At 41.3% G+C, this 19,245-nt stretch carries 25 protein-coding genes; 5 read left to right on the forward strand and 20 right to left on the reverse strand.

Annotation, left to right across the window (positions count from 1 at the left end; all coding sequences use genetic code 11):
* Positions 1–61: 61 nt before the first annotated feature.
* The 4 genes from TPSD3_RS03315 to TPSD3_RS18105 all read right to left on the reverse strand — a co-directional run bounded on the left by TPSD3_RS03315 (position 62) and on the right by TPSD3_RS18105 (position 2,593).
* Positions 62–1,093, reverse strand: a complete 1,032-nt coding sequence (locus tag TPSD3_RS03315; protein WP_086487161.1) for an IS630 family transposase — start codon at positions 1,091–1,093, stop codon at positions 62–64.
* Complete coding sequence (locus TPSD3_RS03320; protein WP_086487162.1) at positions 1,077–1,409, reverse strand: hypothetical protein; 333 nt, start codon at positions 1,407–1,409, stop codon at positions 1,077–1,079. The genes TPSD3_RS03315 and TPSD3_RS03320 overlap by 17 nt, the downstream gene beginning before the upstream one ends.
* An 82-nt stretch (positions 1,410–1,491) precedes the next feature.
* Entirely contained in the window at positions 1,492–2,451 is a 960-nt protein-coding gene (locus TPSD3_RS03325) for an Rpn family recombination-promoting nuclease/putative transposase (protein WP_217884358.1), read from the reverse strand.
* A gap of 7 nt (positions 2,452–2,458) precedes the next feature.
* Complete coding sequence (locus TPSD3_RS18105; protein WP_280938407.1) at positions 2,459–2,593, reverse strand: hypothetical protein; 135 nt, start codon at positions 2,591–2,593, stop codon at positions 2,459–2,461.
* A gap of 300 nt (positions 2,594–2,893) precedes the next feature.
* On the opposite strand from TPSD3_RS18105, the gene TPSD3_RS03330 reads away from it, so the two are divergent.
* From TPSD3_RS03330 to TPSD3_RS03350, 5 genes are all read left to right on the forward strand, one after another.
* Positions 2,894–3,334 carry a hypothetical protein gene (locus TPSD3_RS03330; protein ID WP_140048468.1) on the forward strand — a complete coding sequence of 147 codons (441 nt, stop codon included), beginning with the start codon at positions 2,894–2,896 and terminating at the stop codon, positions 3,332–3,334.
* A complete protein-coding gene (locus TPSD3_RS17425; RefSeq protein ID WP_086487165.1) occupies positions 3,331–3,525 on the forward strand; it encodes a hypothetical protein in 195 nt (64 codons plus the stop codon). Before TPSD3_RS03330 ends, TPSD3_RS17425 begins: the two co-directional genes overlap by 4 nt.
* Positions 3,522–4,868 (forward strand): sigma 54-interacting transcriptional regulator, encoded by a 1,347-nt coding sequence (locus TPSD3_RS03340; protein WP_086487166.1) that lies wholly within the window; start codon positions 3,522–3,524, stop codon positions 4,866–4,868. Before TPSD3_RS17425 ends, TPSD3_RS03340 begins: the two co-directional genes overlap by 4 nt.
* 82 nt (positions 4,869–4,950) lie before the next feature.
* Positions 4,951–5,145, forward strand: coding sequence for a hypothetical protein (locus TPSD3_RS03345; protein WP_140048469.1), 195 nt, complete (start codon positions 4,951–4,953; stop codon positions 5,143–5,145).
* Positions 5,145–6,404 carry a zinc ribbon domain-containing protein gene (locus tag TPSD3_RS03350; protein ID WP_086487168.1) on the forward strand — a complete coding sequence of 420 codons (1,260 nt, stop codon included), beginning with the start codon at positions 5,145–5,147 and terminating at the stop codon, positions 6,402–6,404. The genes TPSD3_RS03345 and TPSD3_RS03350 overlap by 1 nt, the downstream gene beginning before the upstream one ends.
* Before the next feature lie 7 nt (positions 6,405–6,411).
* Here the strand turns inward: TPSD3_RS03350 and TPSD3_RS03355 are convergent, their stop codons facing one another.
* The 16 genes from TPSD3_RS03355 to TPSD3_RS18285 all read right to left on the reverse strand — a co-directional run bounded on the left by TPSD3_RS03355 (position 6,412) and on the right by TPSD3_RS18285 (position 18,920).
* The gene (locus TPSD3_RS03355; protein WP_086487169.1) at positions 6,412–6,885 is read right to left on the reverse strand and encodes a thioesterase family protein; all 474 of its coding nucleotides are present in this window, start codon (positions 6,883–6,885) and stop codon (positions 6,412–6,414) included.
* A 37-nt stretch (positions 6,886–6,922) separates the two neighbouring features.
* Positions 6,923–7,372, reverse strand: coding sequence for an ExbD/TolR family protein (locus TPSD3_RS03360; RefSeq protein WP_176329709.1), 450 nt, complete (start codon positions 7,370–7,372; stop codon positions 6,923–6,925).
* Positions 7,373–7,376: 4 nt separating this feature from the next.
* A complete protein-coding gene (tolQ, locus tag TPSD3_RS03365) occupies positions 7,377–8,147 on the reverse strand; it encodes a protein TolQ (RefSeq protein WP_086487171.1) in 771 nt (256 codons plus the stop codon).
* On the reverse strand, positions 8,144–8,563 hold the full coding sequence (ybgC, locus tag TPSD3_RS03370) for a tol-pal system-associated acyl-CoA thioesterase (protein ID WP_086487172.1): 420 nt from the start codon (positions 8,561–8,563) through the stop codon (positions 8,144–8,146). Before ybgC ends, tolQ begins: the two co-directional genes overlap by 4 nt.
* A gap of 48 nt (positions 8,564–8,611) precedes the next feature.
* On the reverse strand, positions 8,612–10,246 hold the full coding sequence (locus TPSD3_RS03375; protein ID WP_086487173.1) for an alpha-D-glucose phosphate-specific phosphoglucomutase: 1,635 nt from the start codon (positions 10,244–10,246) through the stop codon (positions 8,612–8,614).
* A gap of 24 nt (positions 10,247–10,270) precedes the next feature.
* Complete coding sequence (locus tag TPSD3_RS03380; RefSeq protein ID WP_086487174.1) at positions 10,271–11,350, reverse strand: response regulator; 1,080 nt, start codon at positions 11,348–11,350, stop codon at positions 10,271–10,273.
* A gap of 141 nt (positions 11,351–11,491) precedes the next feature.
* Positions 11,492–12,244 (reverse strand): WecB/TagA/CpsF family glycosyltransferase, encoded by a 753-nt coding sequence (locus TPSD3_RS03385; RefSeq protein WP_086487175.1) that lies wholly within the window; start codon positions 12,242–12,244, stop codon positions 11,492–11,494.
* Positions 12,228–12,776, reverse strand: coding sequence for a serine O-acetyltransferase (locus TPSD3_RS03390; RefSeq protein ID WP_086487176.1), 549 nt, complete (start codon positions 12,774–12,776; stop codon positions 12,228–12,230). The genes TPSD3_RS03385 and TPSD3_RS03390 overlap by 17 nt, the downstream gene beginning before the upstream one ends.
* On the reverse strand, positions 12,777–13,526 hold the full coding sequence (locus TPSD3_RS03395) for a DUF2259 domain-containing protein (protein WP_086487177.1): 750 nt from the start codon (positions 13,524–13,526) through the stop codon (positions 12,777–12,779). It lies immediately after the preceding gene.
* A 456-nt stretch (positions 13,527–13,982) separates the two neighbouring features.
* Positions 13,983–15,110, reverse strand: coding sequence for a glutamate 5-kinase (proB, locus tag TPSD3_RS03400; RefSeq protein ID WP_086487178.1), 1,128 nt, complete (start codon positions 15,108–15,110; stop codon positions 13,983–13,985).
* Positions 15,107–16,198: an Obg family GTPase CgtA gene (gene cgtA / locus TPSD3_RS03405; protein ID WP_086487367.1), complete on the reverse strand. Its 1,092-nt coding sequence runs from the start codon at positions 16,196–16,198 to the stop codon at positions 15,107–15,109. Before cgtA ends, proB begins: the two co-directional genes overlap by 4 nt.
* 92 nt (positions 16,199–16,290) lie before the next feature.
* On the reverse strand, positions 16,291–16,557 hold the full coding sequence (gene rpmA, locus TPSD3_RS03410) for a 50S ribosomal protein L27 (protein ID WP_086487179.1): 267 nt from the start codon (positions 16,555–16,557) through the stop codon (positions 16,291–16,293).
* A gap of 27 nt (positions 16,558–16,584) precedes the next feature.
* A complete protein-coding gene (gene rplU, locus TPSD3_RS03415) occupies positions 16,585–16,935 on the reverse strand; it encodes a 50S ribosomal protein L21 (protein WP_086487368.1) in 351 nt (116 codons plus the stop codon).
* Between the two features lie 465 nt (positions 16,936–17,400).
* Positions 17,401–18,363, reverse strand: a complete 963-nt coding sequence (locus tag TPSD3_RS03425) for an ImmA/IrrE family metallo-endopeptidase (RefSeq protein WP_086487181.1) — start codon at positions 18,361–18,363, stop codon at positions 17,401–17,403.
* Positions 18,360–18,671: a hypothetical protein gene (locus tag TPSD3_RS03430; protein WP_086487182.1), complete on the reverse strand. Its 312-nt coding sequence runs from the start codon at positions 18,669–18,671 to the stop codon at positions 18,360–18,362. The genes TPSD3_RS03425 and TPSD3_RS03430 overlap by 4 nt, the downstream gene beginning before the upstream one ends.
* Before the next feature lie 9 nt (positions 18,672–18,680).
* Positions 18,681–18,920, reverse strand: a complete 240-nt coding sequence (locus TPSD3_RS18285) for a colicin E3/pyocin S6 family cytotoxin (RefSeq protein ID WP_086487183.1) — start codon at positions 18,918–18,920, stop codon at positions 18,681–18,683.
* Positions 18,921–19,245: the final 325 nt, after the last annotated feature.

Here is a 19,245-nt window from a genome sequence, read left to right on the forward strand (position 1 = left end):
TTTCGCGTAACTATACCAAAATTATGTGAGATATAAAAACAAATTAAGTTTTAATATCTAGCTAGATATTAGGTATAAGATACTGTTTAATTTTATTAAACTTAAACACTTTACCTGACAAAAAGGTCTCAAACATACTAGTGACTTCTTTAAAGCTTGATAGACGATGAAAATTCTTTCTGACCCAATTCTTACCTTGAAGCCAAATATCCTCGACTGGATTTTGCTCTGGGGCATTGGGCGCAAATCTTAATAAACGAACTTTCCATTCTGATTCTGGAAGTCCCCCATTTAATTTCTCTAAATAAGTTCTTAAACCTTCAGAACGATGATAACTTGCACCATCCCAAATAATCACATGACGGGCTTCTTTATATCTGTAAATGAGCCAGTTAATAAAGTCTATCGTATATTTTGTATCAGCTTTCTTTGCCCTATCTAAAATAAATTCTCCCGTATAAATATTCACCGCTCCATACCACGTTTGAGACGTGCGATAATTACTCATCTTTATTGACGTTCTTTCTCCTTTTTTCGACCAAACATAACCACAAATATCTCCCCACAACTGATGGCTTTCGTCTTGCATCCAGTACATTACCTCTCCACTTTCTATCTGTTCACGCTCCTTATCTATTAAATCCTTAATCTCTTTTTTTTTAGCTTCTACTTTTACCTCATCTTTTGCCGAATTCTCTTTGTGTGTCTTCTTATAACTTAAATTCGCTTCTTCTAATAATTTAGTATAAGAAGTATTTGAAGAATAGAAAACATCATACTCCTCTTTTAAGTATCTCTTTAGTTCCTCTATTGTTATTGTCTTCTTTTCTTGTATCCAATTAATCACATCTTCTCGTTCACGCGGCTTTAAATACCCTGGTGAGCCTTTATACGCTAACTTTAATCCTTCAACCCCTGACGCTAAATAAATGGCTTTCCATTTATCCACAAATTGCACACTGACACAATACGCTAAAGCCGCTTCCGCACGCACAAAACCAAGCAAAGACATTCTTACTGCCATCGCTCGCTTCACTTCTCTCGCCTCACCTGTTGACATTAACTCTTCTAAATCTTCATATCTTTTGTTCATTATTCTCTCCTATTTGAAAAGTATTATTATATGACTCTGAAAAAATTGGTATAGCACCTGTGTTGGAGTATAACTTCAGAATCTTCTCCGCCAGCCCCGCGTGTTGCTGCGCCATAGCGAGCCACGATTGCGCGTGAGTGAGACCTGTCTCGAAATGTTCTATGGCTTCATTCCATTGCGTGAGTTCGGCACACTCCACACCCATGTCAAAATATTGCTCAAGAACCAGCACCCCCCATTCAGGATCATCCAGCGATTTTCCTTGGGCTTGCCAGTCTTCTTTTAATTGCGCTAGGGCGGTGGATAAGGTGTCCATTTTTATTTCCTGCAAGTTTGTTGTTGTTTGAATTAGGATGAATAAGTGATTATTTTGTTAAATTTTGATCATAACATATTCCCTAGATAAAAAGCGTTTCTATCTCTTCCAATGTCAAATCCATTATTTTTGCAATATCATGATGGCTCATTCCCATTTTTTTCATTTTTATTGCAGTTTGCAACAAGGCTTTTTTCATGCCTATTTCTTCACCAATGACAATGCCTCTTTCCTCACCAATGACAATGCCTCTTTCCTCACCAATGGCGATGCCTATTTCTATCCCTTCTTCTTTGCCCTCCAATTTCCCCAATACATAAGTCGATTCATACATACTGGCTTGATAATGCAAGGCTTCTTGATGACGTTCATAAGCCAAGCGTTCTTGTGGATTCATTTTTAACACGTCTAAAGTTTCTTTAGCCTCTTTTAAACCTTTAGCGGTAAAATTATCTTCAATCTGCTCATTTTTAAGAAAATAAATCCATTCATCTAAAGTATCTTTTGCCACATTATTAAAATTACGCAGTTCAATTAAATAATATTCAGGATATAAATCCGCAATTCTTTGTGCAGAATATAACTGCTGTTGTTCTGCGCTCAATTCTAACTCAGTTTGATTATGCAAACCAATAAAGCGCGTCGTACCATGATAAATATAATCATCGCCTTTACCTAAATCAAAATGCAAAATATTCACCGAAATGACTTTACTCACTTCAGAATAAGGCGCACCTTTAGGCAAATGCTCAGTGATTACTTTAGAACTGGCATAAAGAATTCGCTGCAAATAATCTAATTCACGCGAAAATTGCACTTCTACAATATAAATTTTCTCATCGCGGTCTTTGACTTTAATATCGACGCGATTAAATTTATTATCTTCCGTGTCTTGATTGGCTTCACTTTCTAATATTTCAAGAATCTGAATATCAGTAAATAATAATTCAGATAAAAACCCTTCCAAAATCCCAAAATTAGCCTTACTGCGCAGAATTTTTTTAATTGCCCAGTCAAAGCTGATGAGTTTGCGTGTCATCATCGCCTCATTAAATTAAAAAATATAAAGCCACCATTGCCATTTCTCCCACTGAATAAGCCACCGATCCTAACCACGCCAATACCAAAATGGTTAGAAATAATGCAATGACATAACTGGTCATCATTAATAAGAGCTTTTCCATTATTTTTTTCCTGCGGATATGTAAATTCTCAGAATTTCAACGACAATAATAAACACAAATTTCTGCTCTATTAAGCATAAGAAATGCCACTCATCTGATGTATTCAACCGACAATCTTATCCATTCTTATGCTACACTTAGGCTAAATCGACCACAGATATGATTGTCGGACACGTCTATGCACTTGGGTTCACTGACCTCAATAAACTATTGCTACAGACGGATCAGATTGTCAATAGTCCTTCACATATTTTGCTTTCTCGTGGTTCTCACTGCATATTGGGTTGAAATAGAAACATAATGATGAATCGCACACCATTACCCCTACACTTATTGAAAATACTTAGTCTTTCATTACTGCTCAGTGGTTGCAGCAAAATGAGCGCGTTGCTGACCTCAGATTCCCCCTCCTCTCCCAAGCCAGAGAAAACGCCCGCGACGATGGCTGTCTCTGCGCCCGTTCACTCTCATGCTTCTGTGATTGGCGAAACACTAAATTATTTTAGTCAAATCAGTCAATTATCCGACGAACAATTGAAGAAAGAACAGCAAAAAGCCAAACGACAATGGACAAAAAATCCAAGTGTATTAAATCGTCTCCGTGTGGTATTAGTGACGGGCTTATCTCCGCGCCATGCTGATCCAGAACAAGCCTTAAAATGGCTTGAAGGCTTTTCTGAGCAAGAATTGGAAACAGACCCTTCTTTACGGCTTATGTATCTTTATTACACAGCCAATTGAAACAGCAAGCCCAACAAAGCAAATTGCAAATGCAATTGCAAGAAAGTAAAATGCAGCAGGTGAAATTGCAAAGCGAATTGCAACAAACCCATGCCCAAAAAGCACAATTAGAAAGTAAACTGGAAGCTCTAAAAACCATAGAGACCCAATTTTCCAGTCGTCCCGCCATCACCCCCACGGTCACACCATGAATGTCCCTGCAAAAACCATCTTAATCGTTGATGACGACGAAGATTTGCGTCGTTTATTGGGTTTGCGTCTCAAAAGTGCGGGTTATCAGGTGGTTACAGCCGAAAGTGGGGAACAAGCCCTCGCCCACTTGAGCATCACCCAACCCCAATTGGTTATTACTGACTTACAAATGTCAGGGATGGATGGACTTACTTTTTTTCGCCAGCTTCACCAACAGCGACCCGCTTTACCCGTTCTGATTCTGACGGCACACGGCACTATTCCCAGTGCTGTCACCGCATTACAAGAGGGCGTTTTCTGCTATTTAACCAAACCATTTGAACCTGACGAATTGTTAGAACAAGTGGCAAAAGCACTATTATTAAACACAGAAATTCCCCTTGCTTCAGACAGCGAACAATGGCGCGCTGATATTATCACTCGCAATTCTGAATTATTAGAATTATTAAATGAAGCAAAATTAGCAGCGGCCAGCGAAGCCAATATTTTTATTAGTGGAGAAAGTGGCACAGGAAAAGAATTATTAGCACAAGCCATTCACCGTGCCAGTTTGCGCCATGAGAAACCCTTTATTGCCGTCAATTGCAGTGCCATTCCTGAACATTTATTTGAATCGGAATTATTTGGTCATGTGCGGGGAGCATTTACGGGGGCAATTGCGCACCATCAAGGTTTATTTCAAGCGGCGCATGGGGGGACTTTATTTTTAGACGAAATTGGCGATCTTCCACTTCCATTACAAACCAAATTATTGCGTGTGTTGCAAGAGCGGCAAGTGAGAGCGGTAGGCGCGACCCAAACCGTTGATATTGATGTGCGCATTATTTCTGCCACGCATTTAAATTTAGAACAACGAATGCAAAGCGGACAATTTCGAGAAGATTTATATTATCGGTTAAAAGTAGTGACATTTAATTTGCCGCCATTAAGTGCGCGTCGGGAAGATATTCCTTTGTTGGCTCAACATTTTCTCAACCAATTGGCACAACGCAATCACAAAGTCATTACAGGATTTTCGCCCGAAGCATTAGAATTACTGGTTCATGCTAATTTACCGGGTAACGTTCGGCAACTATTTAATATTATTGAACAAACAGTAGTACTTTCTGTCAGTCCCATTATCCCTGCGGCTTTGGTACAAAAAGCGTTACAGACAAAAGAACCTGATTTATTGTCTTTTAATGAAGCGCGCAGTCGTTTTGAACGTGATTATTTGGTGCAATTATTAAAAATTGCTCACGGCAATGTTACGCAAGCGGCTCGTATGGCTAAACGCAATCGCACTGATTTTTATAAATTACTGAATCGGCATGAATTAGACCCTAGTTTTTTTAAAGAATAAAAACTACCATGATAGATGTATCGTCTGAATTAGAATTGTACAGAATTTTTTAATTGAATGATTTAACTTTCTACAGGTAAAAATGATGATAAATCCAAACTCATCTCAAAGTGAATCAGATCGTTTTGATCCCCAAGTGCATTTAAGTTTTAGCCTGCATTTTCACGAGCGAGAACAGTTAAAGCAACTGGCCATCACACGCGGTTGCAGTGTGGAAGAATTACTGCAACAACAAGTGCGGCAATTATTAGATCAACAGGCGCAAATGAAAAAATAATGATGCCTGATTTTGATCGCTGTCCCGTTTGCGAATTTAACATCGATTCGACGGCGAATCGCTGCCCACAATGCGGTTGGGAATTGCCTTATTTTCTTAATTTAACTCCAGAAGATATTGCCAATTATCGCGTGGCGTTAAAACAAGCACAATTGGCGTGGCAGCAGCAGCAACAACAGCCCCCTCCATCGCCTTCCACAAGCGCACCGTCTGCCCCTGCAACGCCACCATTACACAGCGAAGCCGAAGAATCAGCCCACGATTTTGCCCAACGTCTCTATGAGAGTGGTCCCCACGCAGCGGGGTATGCTAATGTGTTATTGGGGCATTATGATGAGAAAAAGCACAGTTTACCGTTATTAATCACGTGGCCGTCATGGATGTCTATGTCACTCAATGGCTTATATGTTCACGTAGAACCAGAAACGGTGAAAACGCTAACCGCACAAACCCGCTATCCTGTGTGGGTGCAACTAGATGCTGATGAACAAAAACACATCATTGTGCGCGGTTTGTCCTTAGAAATGCCTGACAAGCAACATTTAGGCATTAAACAGTTTGAAGATGAGCAATACTGGACGTGGGCAACGCAGCATCACACATTAGGCGGCTATCAACAATATTTGGCTGCACACACCTTAAAAAATCATCACCAAACCGCACGCGATTGTGTACAAACATTACAAAAACAACAACGTAGACAAGAACAATTAGTATTAATTAGCGGTTTTGTGATTGCGGGATTTGGCAGTGCATTAGGGACGGGATTAGCGTTTCATTGGTTTGAACATTTCGCTTTAATTATTGCGGGAGGATTAGTTGGTACATTACTGTTATTAGGCAGTAGTTTCTTAATTTACATGGCCATGACCACATTAAGTGTTTGTCAAGAAGCTACTTTATTTGCCATTGAGTCGATCAATGGACAGCGATTAACGCAAAATTATATCCGAATTAATCGCCACGATACGCCCGTGATGCAAATTCGCGGTTGGGCGATTGATAAAGTGGCTGAAATGCCCGCAGGTGGCGTGCTAATTGTTGCGGGTTCGGATGTAATTACCGCGCTATACGGGCGCGAACGTCCTGATGTGGTGCGCACTTTGGGGGGAGAACAATATCGTTATTGCGGTTTTTCTGCGGCATTTTATAGCGAATTATTGCCTCAAGGTCATTATGATTTACCATTAAGAATTTTACGCCATGATCGCAGTGCTTATTTTTCTCCTGAGAAAACAGTGCGTTTATTGGTTGAATAAGCAATAATTAACCGACCAAATAACTGCCCGTTCCCACCGCAATTAACACATTTTCATCGTTAAATAATTCCATTCGCGTCACCGCAACTTTACGTCCACTACGCAACACGTTTGCCGTCGCAATAAAATATTGACCGCGTCCCGGCCGCAAGTAATCAATCCGAATGTCAATGGTGCTGGTTTTATCGATCCCTTCCATGCGTTCATTTTCCGAGAGATTCTCCTTAGTTTTAAAGGCATTGGCAATCGCAATCATCCCACCCGCCACATCTAACACCGATGCAATCACGCCTCCGTGCAAAATGCCGTGGACATAATTGCCAATTAATTCCTCGCGCATTTCCAAACGCAAACGCACTTCACCTAAATGCAGACTATCAATTTTTAAACCCAGTAATTTATTAAATGGCATTTTGTTTTCAAACGCCACCAATAAGCGATTTAATAATTCATCTAAAGATTGTTCTTCGCGGCTGTCCATAACGTTCTCGTGATGTGAATGGAAATAGAAAAATGCACTATTCTTTTTGGATCACTAAACTGACTTTAACAAAATCCATTTCGCGCAATTTTGCCATTAATCTTATCACTTCTCCATAAGGTAAACGCTCATCGGCTTTTAAATGTACCGTGGGGACTTCTTGCATATTTTTTTTATAGTCCATTACTAAAGACAATAAACGCGCTTTTAATTCGTCTTCAGAAATAGAAAAATCCTCATTTTGAAAGAAAATCTCACCCGCTGCATTTAAACTAATGACCATTAATTCGCCTTTATCATTGGCTTTAATATCATCCATTTGTGCCGAAGATTTAGGCAATTGAACATTCACGCCTTCAACCAACAAAGGCGAGGTGATCATGAAAATAATCAGTAACACTAACATCACATCAATATACGGCACCACATTCATGTCTGCCATGCGATGTTTACGGCGACGGTGTTGGCGGGGAACTGCGCTGGCCATAACGTTATACTCCAAACTCTGGATTGTGATCCAAATCAATGACGGGCGCAGGCGCAGGCGTTGGATTGGACGCAGGTGCGGCACGCGCATAGGCTTGACGCTGTAATAATCCTGTAAACTCGTCTAAAAATGCGTCATAACGGGTGGTTAAACGGTCTAAATCATCCGCATAATGGTTATACGCCATGACCGCAGGAATCGCCGCAAATAAACCCATCGCCGTGGCAATTAACGCCTCCGAAATACCAGGCGCAACCATCGCCAATGTCACCTGTTGTACGCCTCCAAGCGCATGAAACGAACTCATAATGCCCCACACCGTACCAAATAAACCAATGTAAGGACTGACCGAACCAATGGTCGCTAAAGTGGTCAAATCGCGGTCTAACAAGTCCAATTCTCGATTAAATGTCACACGCATCACACGCTGGCAACTCTCAACAACACTTTCCGGCAGAATATGATGCTGCCGCCGCAATTTTGCGTATTCGGAATAACCCGCAGCAAAAATATTAGCCATGCCAGTGGGCGGTTTTTTGAGGCTATTTAAGCGATTGTATAAACCATTTAAATCACGACCTTTCCAAAATTCTTCTTCAAAATCATTAGCTTGTTTTTTAGCACGATGCAATACCCGACTGCGCCGCAAAATCAGCATCCATGATAATACGGACAATAACAACAACAATGCCATCACGCCTTGGACTAAAGGGCTGGCATGTAAAACAAGTTCAACAAGAGATAATTGGCTGGCGGCTTGGGTAAATTCATTCATGATGTGAGTATGTTTACAATAGACAAAGGAATCGCCCGCGCTCGCCCTGTGCTGGCATTGACGGCAGCCAACGTTATTTGTGCTTCATTGAGTATTTCAATATCCCGACAAACCCATTGCCGTAACACTAAAGAAGCCCGACGACAATCGATCAGTTGTACACCAATCAACAAGTGATCATCAAAACGAGCGGGCTTTATGTAATTTATTTCCAGTCGTTTTACCATAAAAATCACGTCGTGATCAGCTTTTAAAAGCGATTGTTGAAACCCTAATTGCCGCAACCATTCCGTACGAGCGCGTTCTAAATATTTTAAATAATTGGCGTAATAAACTACACCCGCCAAATCGGTGTCTTCATAATAAACTCGGACTGGCCAGAGAAATTCAGGATAATGCTTGGTTATTTCTGCCATTTTTTACCTATTTTTTAGCGATAAAAATAAGGTTCATTTCACAATAAATTAGGTAATGACAGAAGGTTCTGTTCTCCCTGTTAATTCAGTAATCTTTGCCAATTCATTTGCCACTTTAATTAAAGGAGCTAACACGTGTTGTGTGTCTTGCGTATGTTCCGCATTATCGTTGGACATGGCTTCAATATAAACGCGCAATGTTGCACCTTCAGTACCTGTTCCAGATAAGCGGAAAATAATGCGCGCTTGATGATCGAATAAAATGCGCAATCCTTGATTTTCACTCAAACTATTATCGACAGGATCGCGGTAACTAAAATCATCACAATGCTGCACACAATAGCCCGCAAAACATTGTTTAGATAATAAGGGCATTTGTTGTCTTAAATGCGCCATGACACGATGAGCCGCTTCTGTATCAATGGCTTCATAATCGTGGCGCGTGTAAAAATTACGCCCATATTTTAACCAATGTTCCCGTACAATTTCACTGACAGATTGCTGTTTGACGGCTAAAATATTTAACCAAAATAAAACAGCCCACAAACCATCTTTTTCTCGCACATGATTAGACCCCGTGCCGAAACTTTCTTCACCGCACAAGGTAACTTTTCCTGCATCCAATAAATTACCAAAAAATTTCCACCCTGTTGGCGTTTCAAAACAAGGAATTCCTAATGTTTCCGCGACCTTATCGACGGCTGCGCTGGTGGGCATAGAGCGTGCCACGCCCGCTAAACCGTGTTGATAGCCCGGCACCAAGTGGGCATTGGCGGCTAAAATTGCAATACTGTCTGAGGGCGTGACAAAGAAATTCGCCCCTAAAATCATATTACGGTCGCCATCCCCATCCGAAGCCGCGCCAAAATCGGGCGCGTTATCGCCATACATAATACGAACCAGCTCGTCCGCGTAAGTCAAGTTAGGGTCTGGATGGCCGCCCCCGAAATCAGGCAACGGCATGCCATTGATCACACTGCCTTCTGGCGCACCCAATTGTTTTTCAAGGATAAATTTCGCATACGGCCCTGTCACCGCGTGCATGGCATCGTAGCAAATACGAAATCCTGAGTGAAATAAGGCTTGAATCTTTGGAAAATCAAAAATCTGTTGCATTAATTCAGCATAATCTAACACCGAATTAACCACCTCAATGTGCATTTCGCCTAAACGGTGATGTCCCAATTGACTTAAATCAATAAAGGTTTCATTTTTTATCATGCGATAATGGCTAATTTCTTGGCTGCATTGATAAATTAAATCCGTTATTTTCTCTGGTGCGGGGCCACCATTCCCCATATTATATTTAATGCCGAAATCGCCTTCTATTCCCCCAGGATTATGACTGGCTGATAAAATAATGCCACCAAACGCCCGCGATTGACGAATTAATGCTGAAGCGGCAGGGGTCGATAAAATGCCATTTAAACCGACTAAAACCCGCCCAAATCCATTTGCTGCTGCCATTTTTAAAATAATTTGAATCGCTTCAACATTATAATAACGCCCATCCCCTCCTAAAACTAAAGTCGTGCCTTGAAAATTATCTAAGGCATTAAAAATAGACTGCACAAAATTCTCTAAATAATGCGGTTGTTGAAACACCGTTACTTTTTTGCGTAAACCAGAGGTGCCGGGCTTTTGTCCTGCAATGGGATGGGTAGAAATGATTTGTAATGTCATAAAGGCATTCCTTAATAATGTAAATTAAGCCAAAGGTAAAGTAAAAGATAAAATATTGCCATTGCCTTTATTGGGAACGTCTAAGCCCAATTGTCCTTTCATACGCTGTATTAAACCATTAATCACTGCAAATTCTAACGTTTTACTGTCTAGGCTATTTAACTCGTTAATAATATCAGTATTAATCCATTGCAGCCACTGAGAACGTGACCACGTGACACCATAATCTCGCAACCAAAATTGCGCCTGTTTAGAGGACACCGTCACCCCAATATCAAGCTGCGCAGAAAGGCTATTTTGAACCAAAGCATGACGAATATAAACCTCCCAAATCTTCGCCAACCACGGACGATAACCTAACACAATGGGAAACGAGTGAGATACTAAATTAATTTTAGCGTTATATTTATCCAATAAATAACTTAATTGCACGCGAGTATCCTGAATAATATCCCGCATCATAATTTTTTCTACATCCACATTAGGCTTACGAATATCTTCTAGCAATAATAAGTTATCAATACTCGCTAACATGTGATAACGGCTGTCTTCAATTTCTTGCACATAAGACTGTGGATTCGTGGATAATTTATCCCAATCTTTTAATAAAATTTTAGTAAAACCACTCATGCGAATTAATGGAGCTTTTAAATCCTTTGCGGCAATTTTAGAAAAATTACGCAATAGTTCATTTTGCTGTTTTAATAAGCGTTTTTGCGAAATTAATTGCAAATGATTATAAATGCGGGCTAACACCTCTTCTTTTTGAAATGGCTTGATAATATAATCAATTGCACCGGCTTGAAAGCCTTTTACTTTCTGTTCCACATCATCTAAAGAAGTGATAAAAATAATCGGAATATCACAAGTTTTCTTATCTTCTTTTAAAGCTTTACACGTCGCCAAACCATCTAATTTTGGCATTAAAATATCAAGCAAAATTAAATCAGGAATGGCCTGTTCGACTTGTTTTAAGGCTTCGATACCATTTGTGGCGGTTCGTACCGAATAACTTGCCCGTGTTAAGACCAATTTTAAAATGTCTAAATTAACAGGAGTATCATCGACAATTAAAATATCAGCGGCTTGGGTGTGATTTAACATGGGTTTTATGTTCCTAAAAAGAATGGTTTAAAATACGTGCTTTTTCTACCGCTATTTGCTGAGGAAAGAGAAAAATAAAATTAGAGTATTTTATTAAAATTTAATAATAAAAACAATTTGTTATTCTCTCTCCGAGTCTGGTTATCCTCTTCGTTTTTCTTGCCACACCAAATAAAAAAAGCGTAAATCGCCCCAATAACGTTTGGTTAAACGTTTCGGGTCTTGTCCCCAGCGAAACAACCATTCTAAACCCACTCGTTGCATCCAGCGCGGAGCGCGTTTTTCCGTGCCTGCGGCGAAGGCAATGGCCGCACCAATGCCTAACATCACTCCGACATGAAGTTGTGATTGGTATTTTGCCATCCAAAACTCTTGTTTTGGCGATCCCAAGCCGACAAATAAAATATGTGGTTTTACGGCATTGATTTGTCGAATTATTTTTTCAATTTCTTCCTGATTTTTCTCAAAACCCAACGGTGGGCTATACGTGCCAACCACGGACAAAGCCGCGTAACGTTTTTGCAAAATTTCCGCGGCTTGCTGTGCCACACCAGGCGGCGCACCCAACAGGTAAACACTCAAGCCATTTTTTGCCGCTTGTTCACACAACGCAGGCAGCAAATCTGCGCCCGTTACGCGCTCAGGCAAGGGATTTTTTAACCACCGAGAAGCCCAAATCAACGGCATTCCATCCGCAACCCGTAAAGCCGCTTTAGCATACACTTCACGAAAAGCCGCGTCATCGGCCAAGCGCACAATGTGATCGGCATTGGGGGTGACGATGAGTTGAGATTGCTGTTGACGGGCTAATTCGATAATTTTCTCTACAGTCTCAGCAAAAGTTAAATGATTGATCGCAATTCCATTTAAAATCAAATCATTCCGTGCTTTCATGTTGCATATCCTGCTGGTTTTGTGAGGTGGTTTTTTGTCTGGGTTTGACGCGGGCAGGAACACCCACCGCGATGCTGTTGGCGGGTACATCATGTATAACAACTGCGTTGGCACCAATCACCACATCATCGCCAATCGTAATCGCTCCCAGTAATTTCGCACCCGCACCAATATCCACTCGATGGCCGATTTTGGGTGCGCCCCGCCGATCCGTGTGGCGCAAACCAATGGTGACTCCATTGCGAATAATCACATCATCTCCTATTTCCGCATCACCACTGATGATAATGCCACCAAAATGATCAATACGTACCCGCCGCCCTAATTTTGTCTCACAAGGCAGTTCGATCCCCGTCAAAATTTGTACCAGTAAATACAAAAATTTGTAGAGAAATGAAAAAGGTAAACGCAACCAGCGCGATTTTATACCATAACGCCACTGCCCAAAGCGATACACCACCATCACCCAAAGCCCTTGCCGTGCTGGATTACGATAGTGAGTACGCCAATCTTCTCTCAAGTTATCAAACATTTAGCCCTTCACCGCGTCGCGTTGATCCGCCGGTACGGGCAAGCGTCCCGTCACCACTAGGTAACGCATACTTTGCCCTTCAAATCCCAAAGTAAATAGGTTAAGAAAAACACTAACCCATTGATTATCATAAATATAAACATCTTGAATACGATAACCTAACGCACAGCCCCGACTGGGGGGCAATTGACGATCTGCTTGTAGAACTTGTGTTGTTTTGGTTTGATCGTGGGTAATTTTTAAACGAAACCGCTTGGCTTCACCAAAACCAAAACAATCCGCCTCATTCGCCGCATTAATTTCTTCTAAAGTCACCGTGTAAGTATCTTGCATTAAAGGAGCTAATGGCGGATGTAAAGAAAACTGCACTTTGCCACGATCTGCACCTATATCTGTGAATAAACGACCCACCACTTGCTGTCCTTTATTGTCAGGAATAATTTGATAAGGCGCAAGAAAAGTATGTTGTAATGAAGCAAGGCTTTGACGAAAATCAGATAGCGTTAAATGACCTTCTACATTTTCGTGAAGTTGGGGCTTAATCGCATATTTATTTTTAGCCACATCTATCACATAAGTATTGGAAAAATGACCGCCTTGTCCATCGTAAGTACCAAACTGCTCAAAAGCTAAATATTGACCTTCTTGAGAAAAGCCAATGAAATTTAAAACAGCCGCTTCCCCCGCTTGTGTCCACACGGGAAACAGTAAAAAAACCAGTGATAATACTTTACGCGATAATTTAAACACTGATAAACTCCTTTATGCACAAAATGTAAAACAGAAAATAGCACCACTCCCATCACTTTCCTTATGGTTTGGACAATTTCCTGCGTTTTCAATTCGTGGCGCATTATCCTTTGTTGAAAGGTTAATGTGTTCGCCCAATTTTTTAAATTGCTCTTTCAAGTGCTGAAACGATAGAGACTGGCTGAAAAACATCATTCGCATAACGTTTAAGAGCCGATCAATAGGGTTCAAAATCGGATTTTAACTTGAAAAGCACGCTGAGTGTGATTTTTAGGTGGTTTGGTAGGGTTTAAATTGAGAATGGTTGGATGGCCTAAAGTGGGCTTGATTTAGGCCATACGGATAAAAGTACCCAAACAAAAATAATTTCTCTCCCGCTCTCACATTCCAGCGTGGGAGCGAGAAATGGCGAGAATAATCAGAAAATATCTATTTATATTAATAACATTAATCCATTCACAATAATACTAAATTATCCCGATGAATTAATTCAGATTCAGACACATAGCCTAATAATTCAGCAATGCGGTGACTCGGTTGGCGCATAATTTTTAATGTTTCTTCAGCGGAATAATTAATTAAACCCCGCGCAATTTCTCGTCCTTCGCTGTCCACACAACTGACCATATCACCGCGGGTAAATTGTCCGCTGACTGCGGTGACTCCAATGGATAAAAGACTACTGCCCGAACGGGTTAATTTTTGTACTGCGCCTGCGTCTAAAGTAATCTCGCCTCTGACTTTTAAATGCGCGGCAATCCATTGTTTTCTGGCTAATAATTTCGGTTGAGCGGGTAATAATAACGTGCCATAATCCGCGCCTTCAGCGATTTTGAGTAAAACAGAAGGCACTCGTCCCGACACAATCCACGTCGCTGTATCCGAACGAGCGGCTAAACGAGCAGCACGTAATTTAGTCAACATGCCACCACGACCTAAACGGCCACCACTGCCACCGGCCATGGCTTCTAACTGTTCATCTCCTGCAAAACCTTGTTTTACCAACGCAGCGGTGGGGTCTTGGCGCGGATCACGTTCGTATAAGCCTTGTTGATCCGTTAAAATCACCAATAACTGGGCTTCAATCAAATTTGCCACCAAACCGCCTAAAGTATCATTATCACCGAAACGAATTTCATCTGTGGCGACGGTATCATTTTCATTGATCACGGGAACAACGCCTAGACTTATCAAGGTTTTCAAGGCACTGCGGGCATTTAAATAACGTTTACGATTCGACAAATCATCATGCGTCAACAACACTTGTGCAGTATGAATGCCGTGTTGTTCAAAAAATGATTCGTAAGCCCGCACCATGCCCATTTGTCCCACAGCAGCCGCGGCTTGTAAGTGATGCAACTCGTCGGGGCGTTCTTGCCAGCCCAAACGCTTCATGCCCTCGGCCACCGCACCCGATGACACCAGCACCAATTCAATACCGCTTTGGCGCAATCGCGCCATCTGCGCCACCCAATCGGCAATTGCTTCTTTATCTAAACCACGGCCTTCGTTGGTCAGCAAAGCACTGCCGATTTTGACTACCCAACGTTTAGCCCGACCTAAATTTTCCCGTTCCGTCGTCATGTTGACTCTCTGTCAATGTCTAAATCAGTTTTTGGACGTTCTTCTTCTGCTTGGGAGAATGCTGCAACGGCTGATTTTGGCGGAGGAAGTGTTTCTAAATACTGCATCACTTGCTGACACAAGTTTAAACATCCCGCGCCCGTTGCCGCAGACACGTGAAACACTCGCCCTGTCCAACCCATTTCTGTCACCAACGTTTCAACCCAATCTTCTTGTTCATCGCTGGCCAATAAATCCAATTTATTCAACACTAACCAACGTTCTCGCTGTGCTAAATCTGCGCTATATTCGGCCAATTCAGCTTCAATCGTGTGAAAAGCCGACACAGGATCGCCCTCCACCGGCATCACATCCACGATGTGTAACAACAAACGAGTCCGCGCCAAATGTTTTAAAAACTGAATCCCCAAACCCGCGCCGTGCGCTGCTCCCGCAATCAAACCGGGAATATCAGCAATCACAAAATTCTGCTCATAAGACAACTGTACCACGCCCAATTGTGGGTATAACGTGGTAAAAGGATAATCAGCCACTTTCGGCCGCGCCGAAGAAACCGCACGAATAAACGTGGATTTACCCGCATTGGGCAAACCCAACAAACCCACATCGGCTAACACTTGCAATTCTAAACGCAATTCGCGCTGCTCACCGGGCGTACCGGGCGTGGCATAATGTGGGGCGCGATTGGTGCTACTTTTAAAATTAAGATTACCCAAACCGCGCAGCCCACCGCGTGCCACTAACAGCGTTTGTTCATGTTTCACCAAATCGCCTAAATATTCGTTGGTTGTTTGATCAAAAACCACCGTACCAATAGGGACGCGAATATAAAGATTCTCACCACTTTTACCGGTGCATTGGTTGCCTTTGCCGTTTTCACCGGGTTGGGCGCGGTAAAGGCGTTGATAACGAAAATCAGCTAATGTATTCAAGCCGCTGTCTGCGACCAAATACACTCCGCCCCCGTGGCCGCCGTCGCCCCCGTCGGGGCCACCGAAAGGAATAAATTTTTCGCGGCGAAAGCTCATTGAACCGTCTCCACCGCGGCCAGCGATAACTTCTATCGTGGCTTCATCGACAAATTTCATAGTGACATGCCAAAAAAAACCCCAAAACGGGGCTTTTTTAAAAAAATACAGCGCAGAACGCAAAAATGCACATTCCAATCAATTAATACGAACTAAGCCGTTGCATGAGGAATAATGCTGACAAATTGGCGATTTTTGGGGCCTTTGACTTCAAATTTAACCGTGCCATCCGCCTTAGCAAATAAAGTATCATCTTTACCGATACCAACATTCAGACCGGGGTGGAAACGTGTTCCGCGTTGCCGTACCAGAATGTTACCGGCCAGCACGTCTTGGCCGCCAAAGCGTTTAACGCCCAAGCGTTTGGAATGGGAATCGCGGCCGTTGCGACTACTGCCGCCTGCTTTTTTGTGTGCCATTTGGGCTATCTCCAGAAAAAAACGGGTTTATTTATCCAAACTCGTGTGAATGGCCGTCGTGAAACCATCGGCAGCAATTTGGGTGACTTGCACTTCAGTATAATACTGGCGGTGTCCCATTTGTTTGCGGTAATGTTTGCGGCGGCGGAATTTGATAATTTTTACTTTTGGCGCACGGGCTTGTAAGCGCACCGTGGCAGACACTTTGCCTCCGCTGACGATGGGGGTGCCGACTTCAACCTTGTCATCGTCGCCAACCAGCAATACTTGATCAAAATCAACATTTTCGCCGGCTTCGGCGGTTAATTTTTCAATTTTCAACACATCGCCGGGGCGTACTTTGTACTGTTTGCCTCCGGTCTTGATCACAGCATACATCATTCCCAGTTCTCCCAAAATAAATGCGCGCTCCCTGAGCTGAACACGTGAGGTTTTTTGGGAGCAGCCGTAAAAAACAGTGAAGTATAGCGTTTTTTTAATAATCACACAAGTATTTAGACGCGCCCGCAGCAATTCTCAATTTAACCCTTTACCCCCAACAATGTTTTTGTAACTGATTGAAAGTAAAGATGATGAACAAACTTAACGTATTTTTCCAAGAATCGTGGAAATGTCTGAAAACTTACCTGATAGTCGTAAGACTAAAACGGCAAACAATCTTACACCATTCTGAACATAACTTTGGTCATGGCAAGATGCAGTATTTGGTCTTCGATAATTGGCAGCATTTATCAGAATTAGAATTTATAGAATTTAAGAACAAAAAACTAACAGAGTTAATTTCCAGAAAATATTTATTTTGAAAATTCTGTAAATGAAAGAATATAAATTTCGTTCATATTTCTATGTGTTGTTAGATTTTTCTTTTTTCCTCAGTTCCTTAACTCGCTTCATTACATATTGTGGAAATAATGGATGAGAAATAATTTCATCATATTTACTCCGTCCATCGTATGCCCGCATTATTAAAGAGCAAAGCTCTTGCTCAGATTTATCTTTGTTTGAACTATACTTTGCAGGTAAAATTGCATTAATGCTGCTTAATAACTCTTGTTTTCCAGTCTCATTGAGAATTTGGGCAAGAATGTTACGCCATGCACTAGGTTCCACTTCTATAATCTCTATTTTACCAAAAATCCACGACTTATAGATTCTGTCCCCAAGACTAAAAGTTTCTTCTGAAGTGGCTGTTACAAAAGATTTTGACTCAAAAAGATTTTTACCACACAACGAATCTGTTTGCGGAGCAGTACGGGTACGATAATTTTGTTTTAACTCACCATTATCACCCACCCATGCACAAACAATTGGGGTGTTAATTGTCTTAAAAATTTGAATTAGTGCCGCATCCCTAGATACACCTGTATAATTCAAAACCATTCTTATAAGGAATGCTAAAGAGTTACATTCTTTATTTAGCTTTTGGATCCAGTCTCGAGGCATCAACAACTCTGCCGCAAACTGGTTGGCTTCCAACTCCATTTCCCTATACTCAAAATATTCAAAATTCGTATTGACACAGTCCGTATGAGAAATAATTGTTCCTGTGTGCCATGGGATTATTATGTGACCCAATTCATGGGCAAGAGTAAATTTTCTTCTCGTTTTTGGTGTAGAAGAATTTATTAGAATTTGAGGTTTGCTTTTTCCGCCGATGCCAATAGTAATTCCATCAGCGGATAAGGCATGTGGAAAGCGGAGGTATTCAACCGAAGCATAATCAGCAACCAGAGCATCCAAATCGAAGGGCGGTTGCAAATTGCGCCGTCTCAGCAAGCGCATCGCCATTTTTTCAACGGGAGTCACTGTATTTTACCAATTTGTTTTAGCCAAGACTCCAAACGTTTTGCTTCTTCTACCGTCTCAGTTCTAGCTGCTAAAGCTAATCGTTCTTGATTAAGTTCTATATCAAATGTGGTGTTTCTTTTTCTTGCAGACAAAATAAATGGAAGAATGGATGGCCGAGTTGCCCAAACTGAGTATTCCTCCCAAGTCATCCCCAAATATTCATGCAATTCACAGTTTATGGTTTCATCTTCATGCCAGTTATCGACGAAATCATCGATCTCATCTTCCAGTACATCACCATCAAGGCATAATTCTATAAAAGTCATGTTAATCTCCTAGTTCTGCTTACTTATTTTTCGTCCTTTTACAGGGGGTTTAATGGATAACCCAGTTTTAGGACAGACAACCCCTAAATGCCGACCATTTTTATTGAAAGCCTCTAGTTCCCCATGGAGTGAATCCCATGTGTAGTAAATATTTTGAGAATCATCCTTAAACACTTTTCTCCCGCCTTCTATAGCAACAACTCTCAACGTATCTAATATAGAAGGTTTAGGAATTGGTAATCCACCCAAATTAGTACTCCAAAAGTAACATGATCTATAAGATAGTTATATCGTATTTGAAAATTTCGATCAAGTTTAAGTGGGTTAAACAAAATATTAATGTTTTGAGTCTATTTGGCAATAAATAAACGTTTTTTAATGGCTGAATGTTTCTATTTAACTACTATACCCAAAAGATGTGGTTCATAGAATCTTTATTTTGTCAGAATCAGAATTTACAGACACAAGAATTTTCAAAATTGACTCTTGCAAGTCGTTTATTTTCAATCGATTTTTTATTCTTTAATTCTGAAAATCCTAAAATTCTGTAAATTCTGATTCTGACAGAAAAATT

This window comes from Thioflexithrix psekupsensis (genome assembly GCF_002149925.1).
Lineage (GTDB): Bacteria > Pseudomonadota > Gammaproteobacteria > Beggiatoales > Beggiatoaceae > Thioflexithrix > Thioflexithrix psekupsensis.

Excerpts from the sequence above, each read along its gene's own strand:
- TPSD3_RS03315 (WP_086487161.1), bottom strand. The coding sequence starts at position 1,093 with ATGAACAAAAGATATGAAGATTTAGAAGAGTTAATGTCAACAGGTGAG.
- TPSD3_RS03320 (WP_086487162.1), bottom strand. The coding sequence starts at position 1,409 with ATGGACACCTTATCCACCGCCCTAGCGCAATTAAAAGAAGACTGGCAA.
- TPSD3_RS03325 (WP_217884358.1), bottom strand. The coding sequence starts at position 2,451 with ATGATGACACGCAAACTCATCAGCTTTGACTGGGCAATTAAAAAAATT.
- TPSD3_RS18105 (WP_280938407.1), bottom strand. The coding sequence starts at position 2,593 with ATGGAAAAGCTCTTATTAATGATGACCAGTTATGTCATTGCATTATTT.
- TPSD3_RS03330 (WP_140048468.1), top strand. The coding sequence starts at position 2,894 with ATGATGAATCGCACACCATTACCCCTACACTTATTGAAAATACTTAGT.
- TPSD3_RS03340 (WP_086487166.1), top strand. The coding sequence starts at position 3,522 with ATGAATGTCCCTGCAAAAACCATCTTAATCGTTGATGACGACGAAGAT.
- TPSD3_RS03345 (WP_140048469.1), top strand. The coding sequence starts at position 4,951 with ATGATGATAAATCCAAACTCATCTCAAAGTGAATCAGATCGTTTTGAT.
- TPSD3_RS03350 (WP_086487168.1), top strand. The coding sequence starts at position 5,145 with ATGATGCCTGATTTTGATCGCTGTCCCGTTTGCGAATTTAACATCGAT.
- TPSD3_RS03355 (WP_086487169.1), bottom strand. The coding sequence starts at position 6,885 with ATGGACAGCCGCGAAGAACAATCTTTAGATGAATTATTAAATCGCTTA.
- TPSD3_RS03360 (WP_176329709.1), bottom strand. The coding sequence starts at position 7,372 with ATGGCCAGCGCAGTTCCCCGCCAACACCGTCGCCGTAAACATCGCATG.
- tolQ (WP_086487171.1), bottom strand. The coding sequence starts at position 8,147 with ATGAATGAATTTACCCAAGCCGCCAGCCAATTATCTCTTGTTGAACTT.
- ybgC (WP_086487172.1), bottom strand. The coding sequence starts at position 8,563 with ATGGCAGAAATAACCAAGCATTATCCTGAATTTCTCTGGCCAGTCCGA.
- TPSD3_RS03375 (WP_086487173.1), bottom strand. The coding sequence starts at position 10,246 with ATGACATTACAAATCATTTCTACCCATCCCATTGCAGGACAAAAGCCC.
- TPSD3_RS03380 (WP_086487174.1), bottom strand. The coding sequence starts at position 11,350 with ATGTTAAATCACACCCAAGCCGCTGATATTTTAATTGTCGATGATACT.
- TPSD3_RS03385 (WP_086487175.1), bottom strand. The coding sequence starts at position 12,244 with ATGAAAGCACGGAATGATTTGATTTTAAATGGAATTGCGATCAATCAT.
- TPSD3_RS03390 (WP_086487176.1), bottom strand. The coding sequence starts at position 12,776 with ATGTTTGATAACTTGAGAGAAGATTGGCGTACTCACTATCGTAATCCA.
- proB (WP_086487178.1), bottom strand. The coding sequence starts at position 15,110 with ATGACGACGGAACGGGAAAATTTAGGTCGGGCTAAACGTTGGGTAGTC.
- cgtA (WP_086487367.1), bottom strand. The coding sequence starts at position 16,198 with ATGAAATTTGTCGATGAAGCCACGATAGAAGTTATCGCTGGCCGCGGT.
- rpmA (WP_086487179.1), bottom strand. The coding sequence starts at position 16,557 with ATGGCACACAAAAAAGCAGGCGGCAGTAGTCGCAACGGCCGCGATTCC.
- rplU (WP_086487368.1), bottom strand. The coding sequence starts at position 16,935 with ATGTATGCTGTGATCAAGACCGGAGGCAAACAGTACAAAGTACGCCCC.
- TPSD3_RS03430 (WP_086487182.1), bottom strand. The coding sequence starts at position 18,671 with ATGACTTTTATAGAATTATGCCTTGATGGTGATGTACTGGAAGATGAG.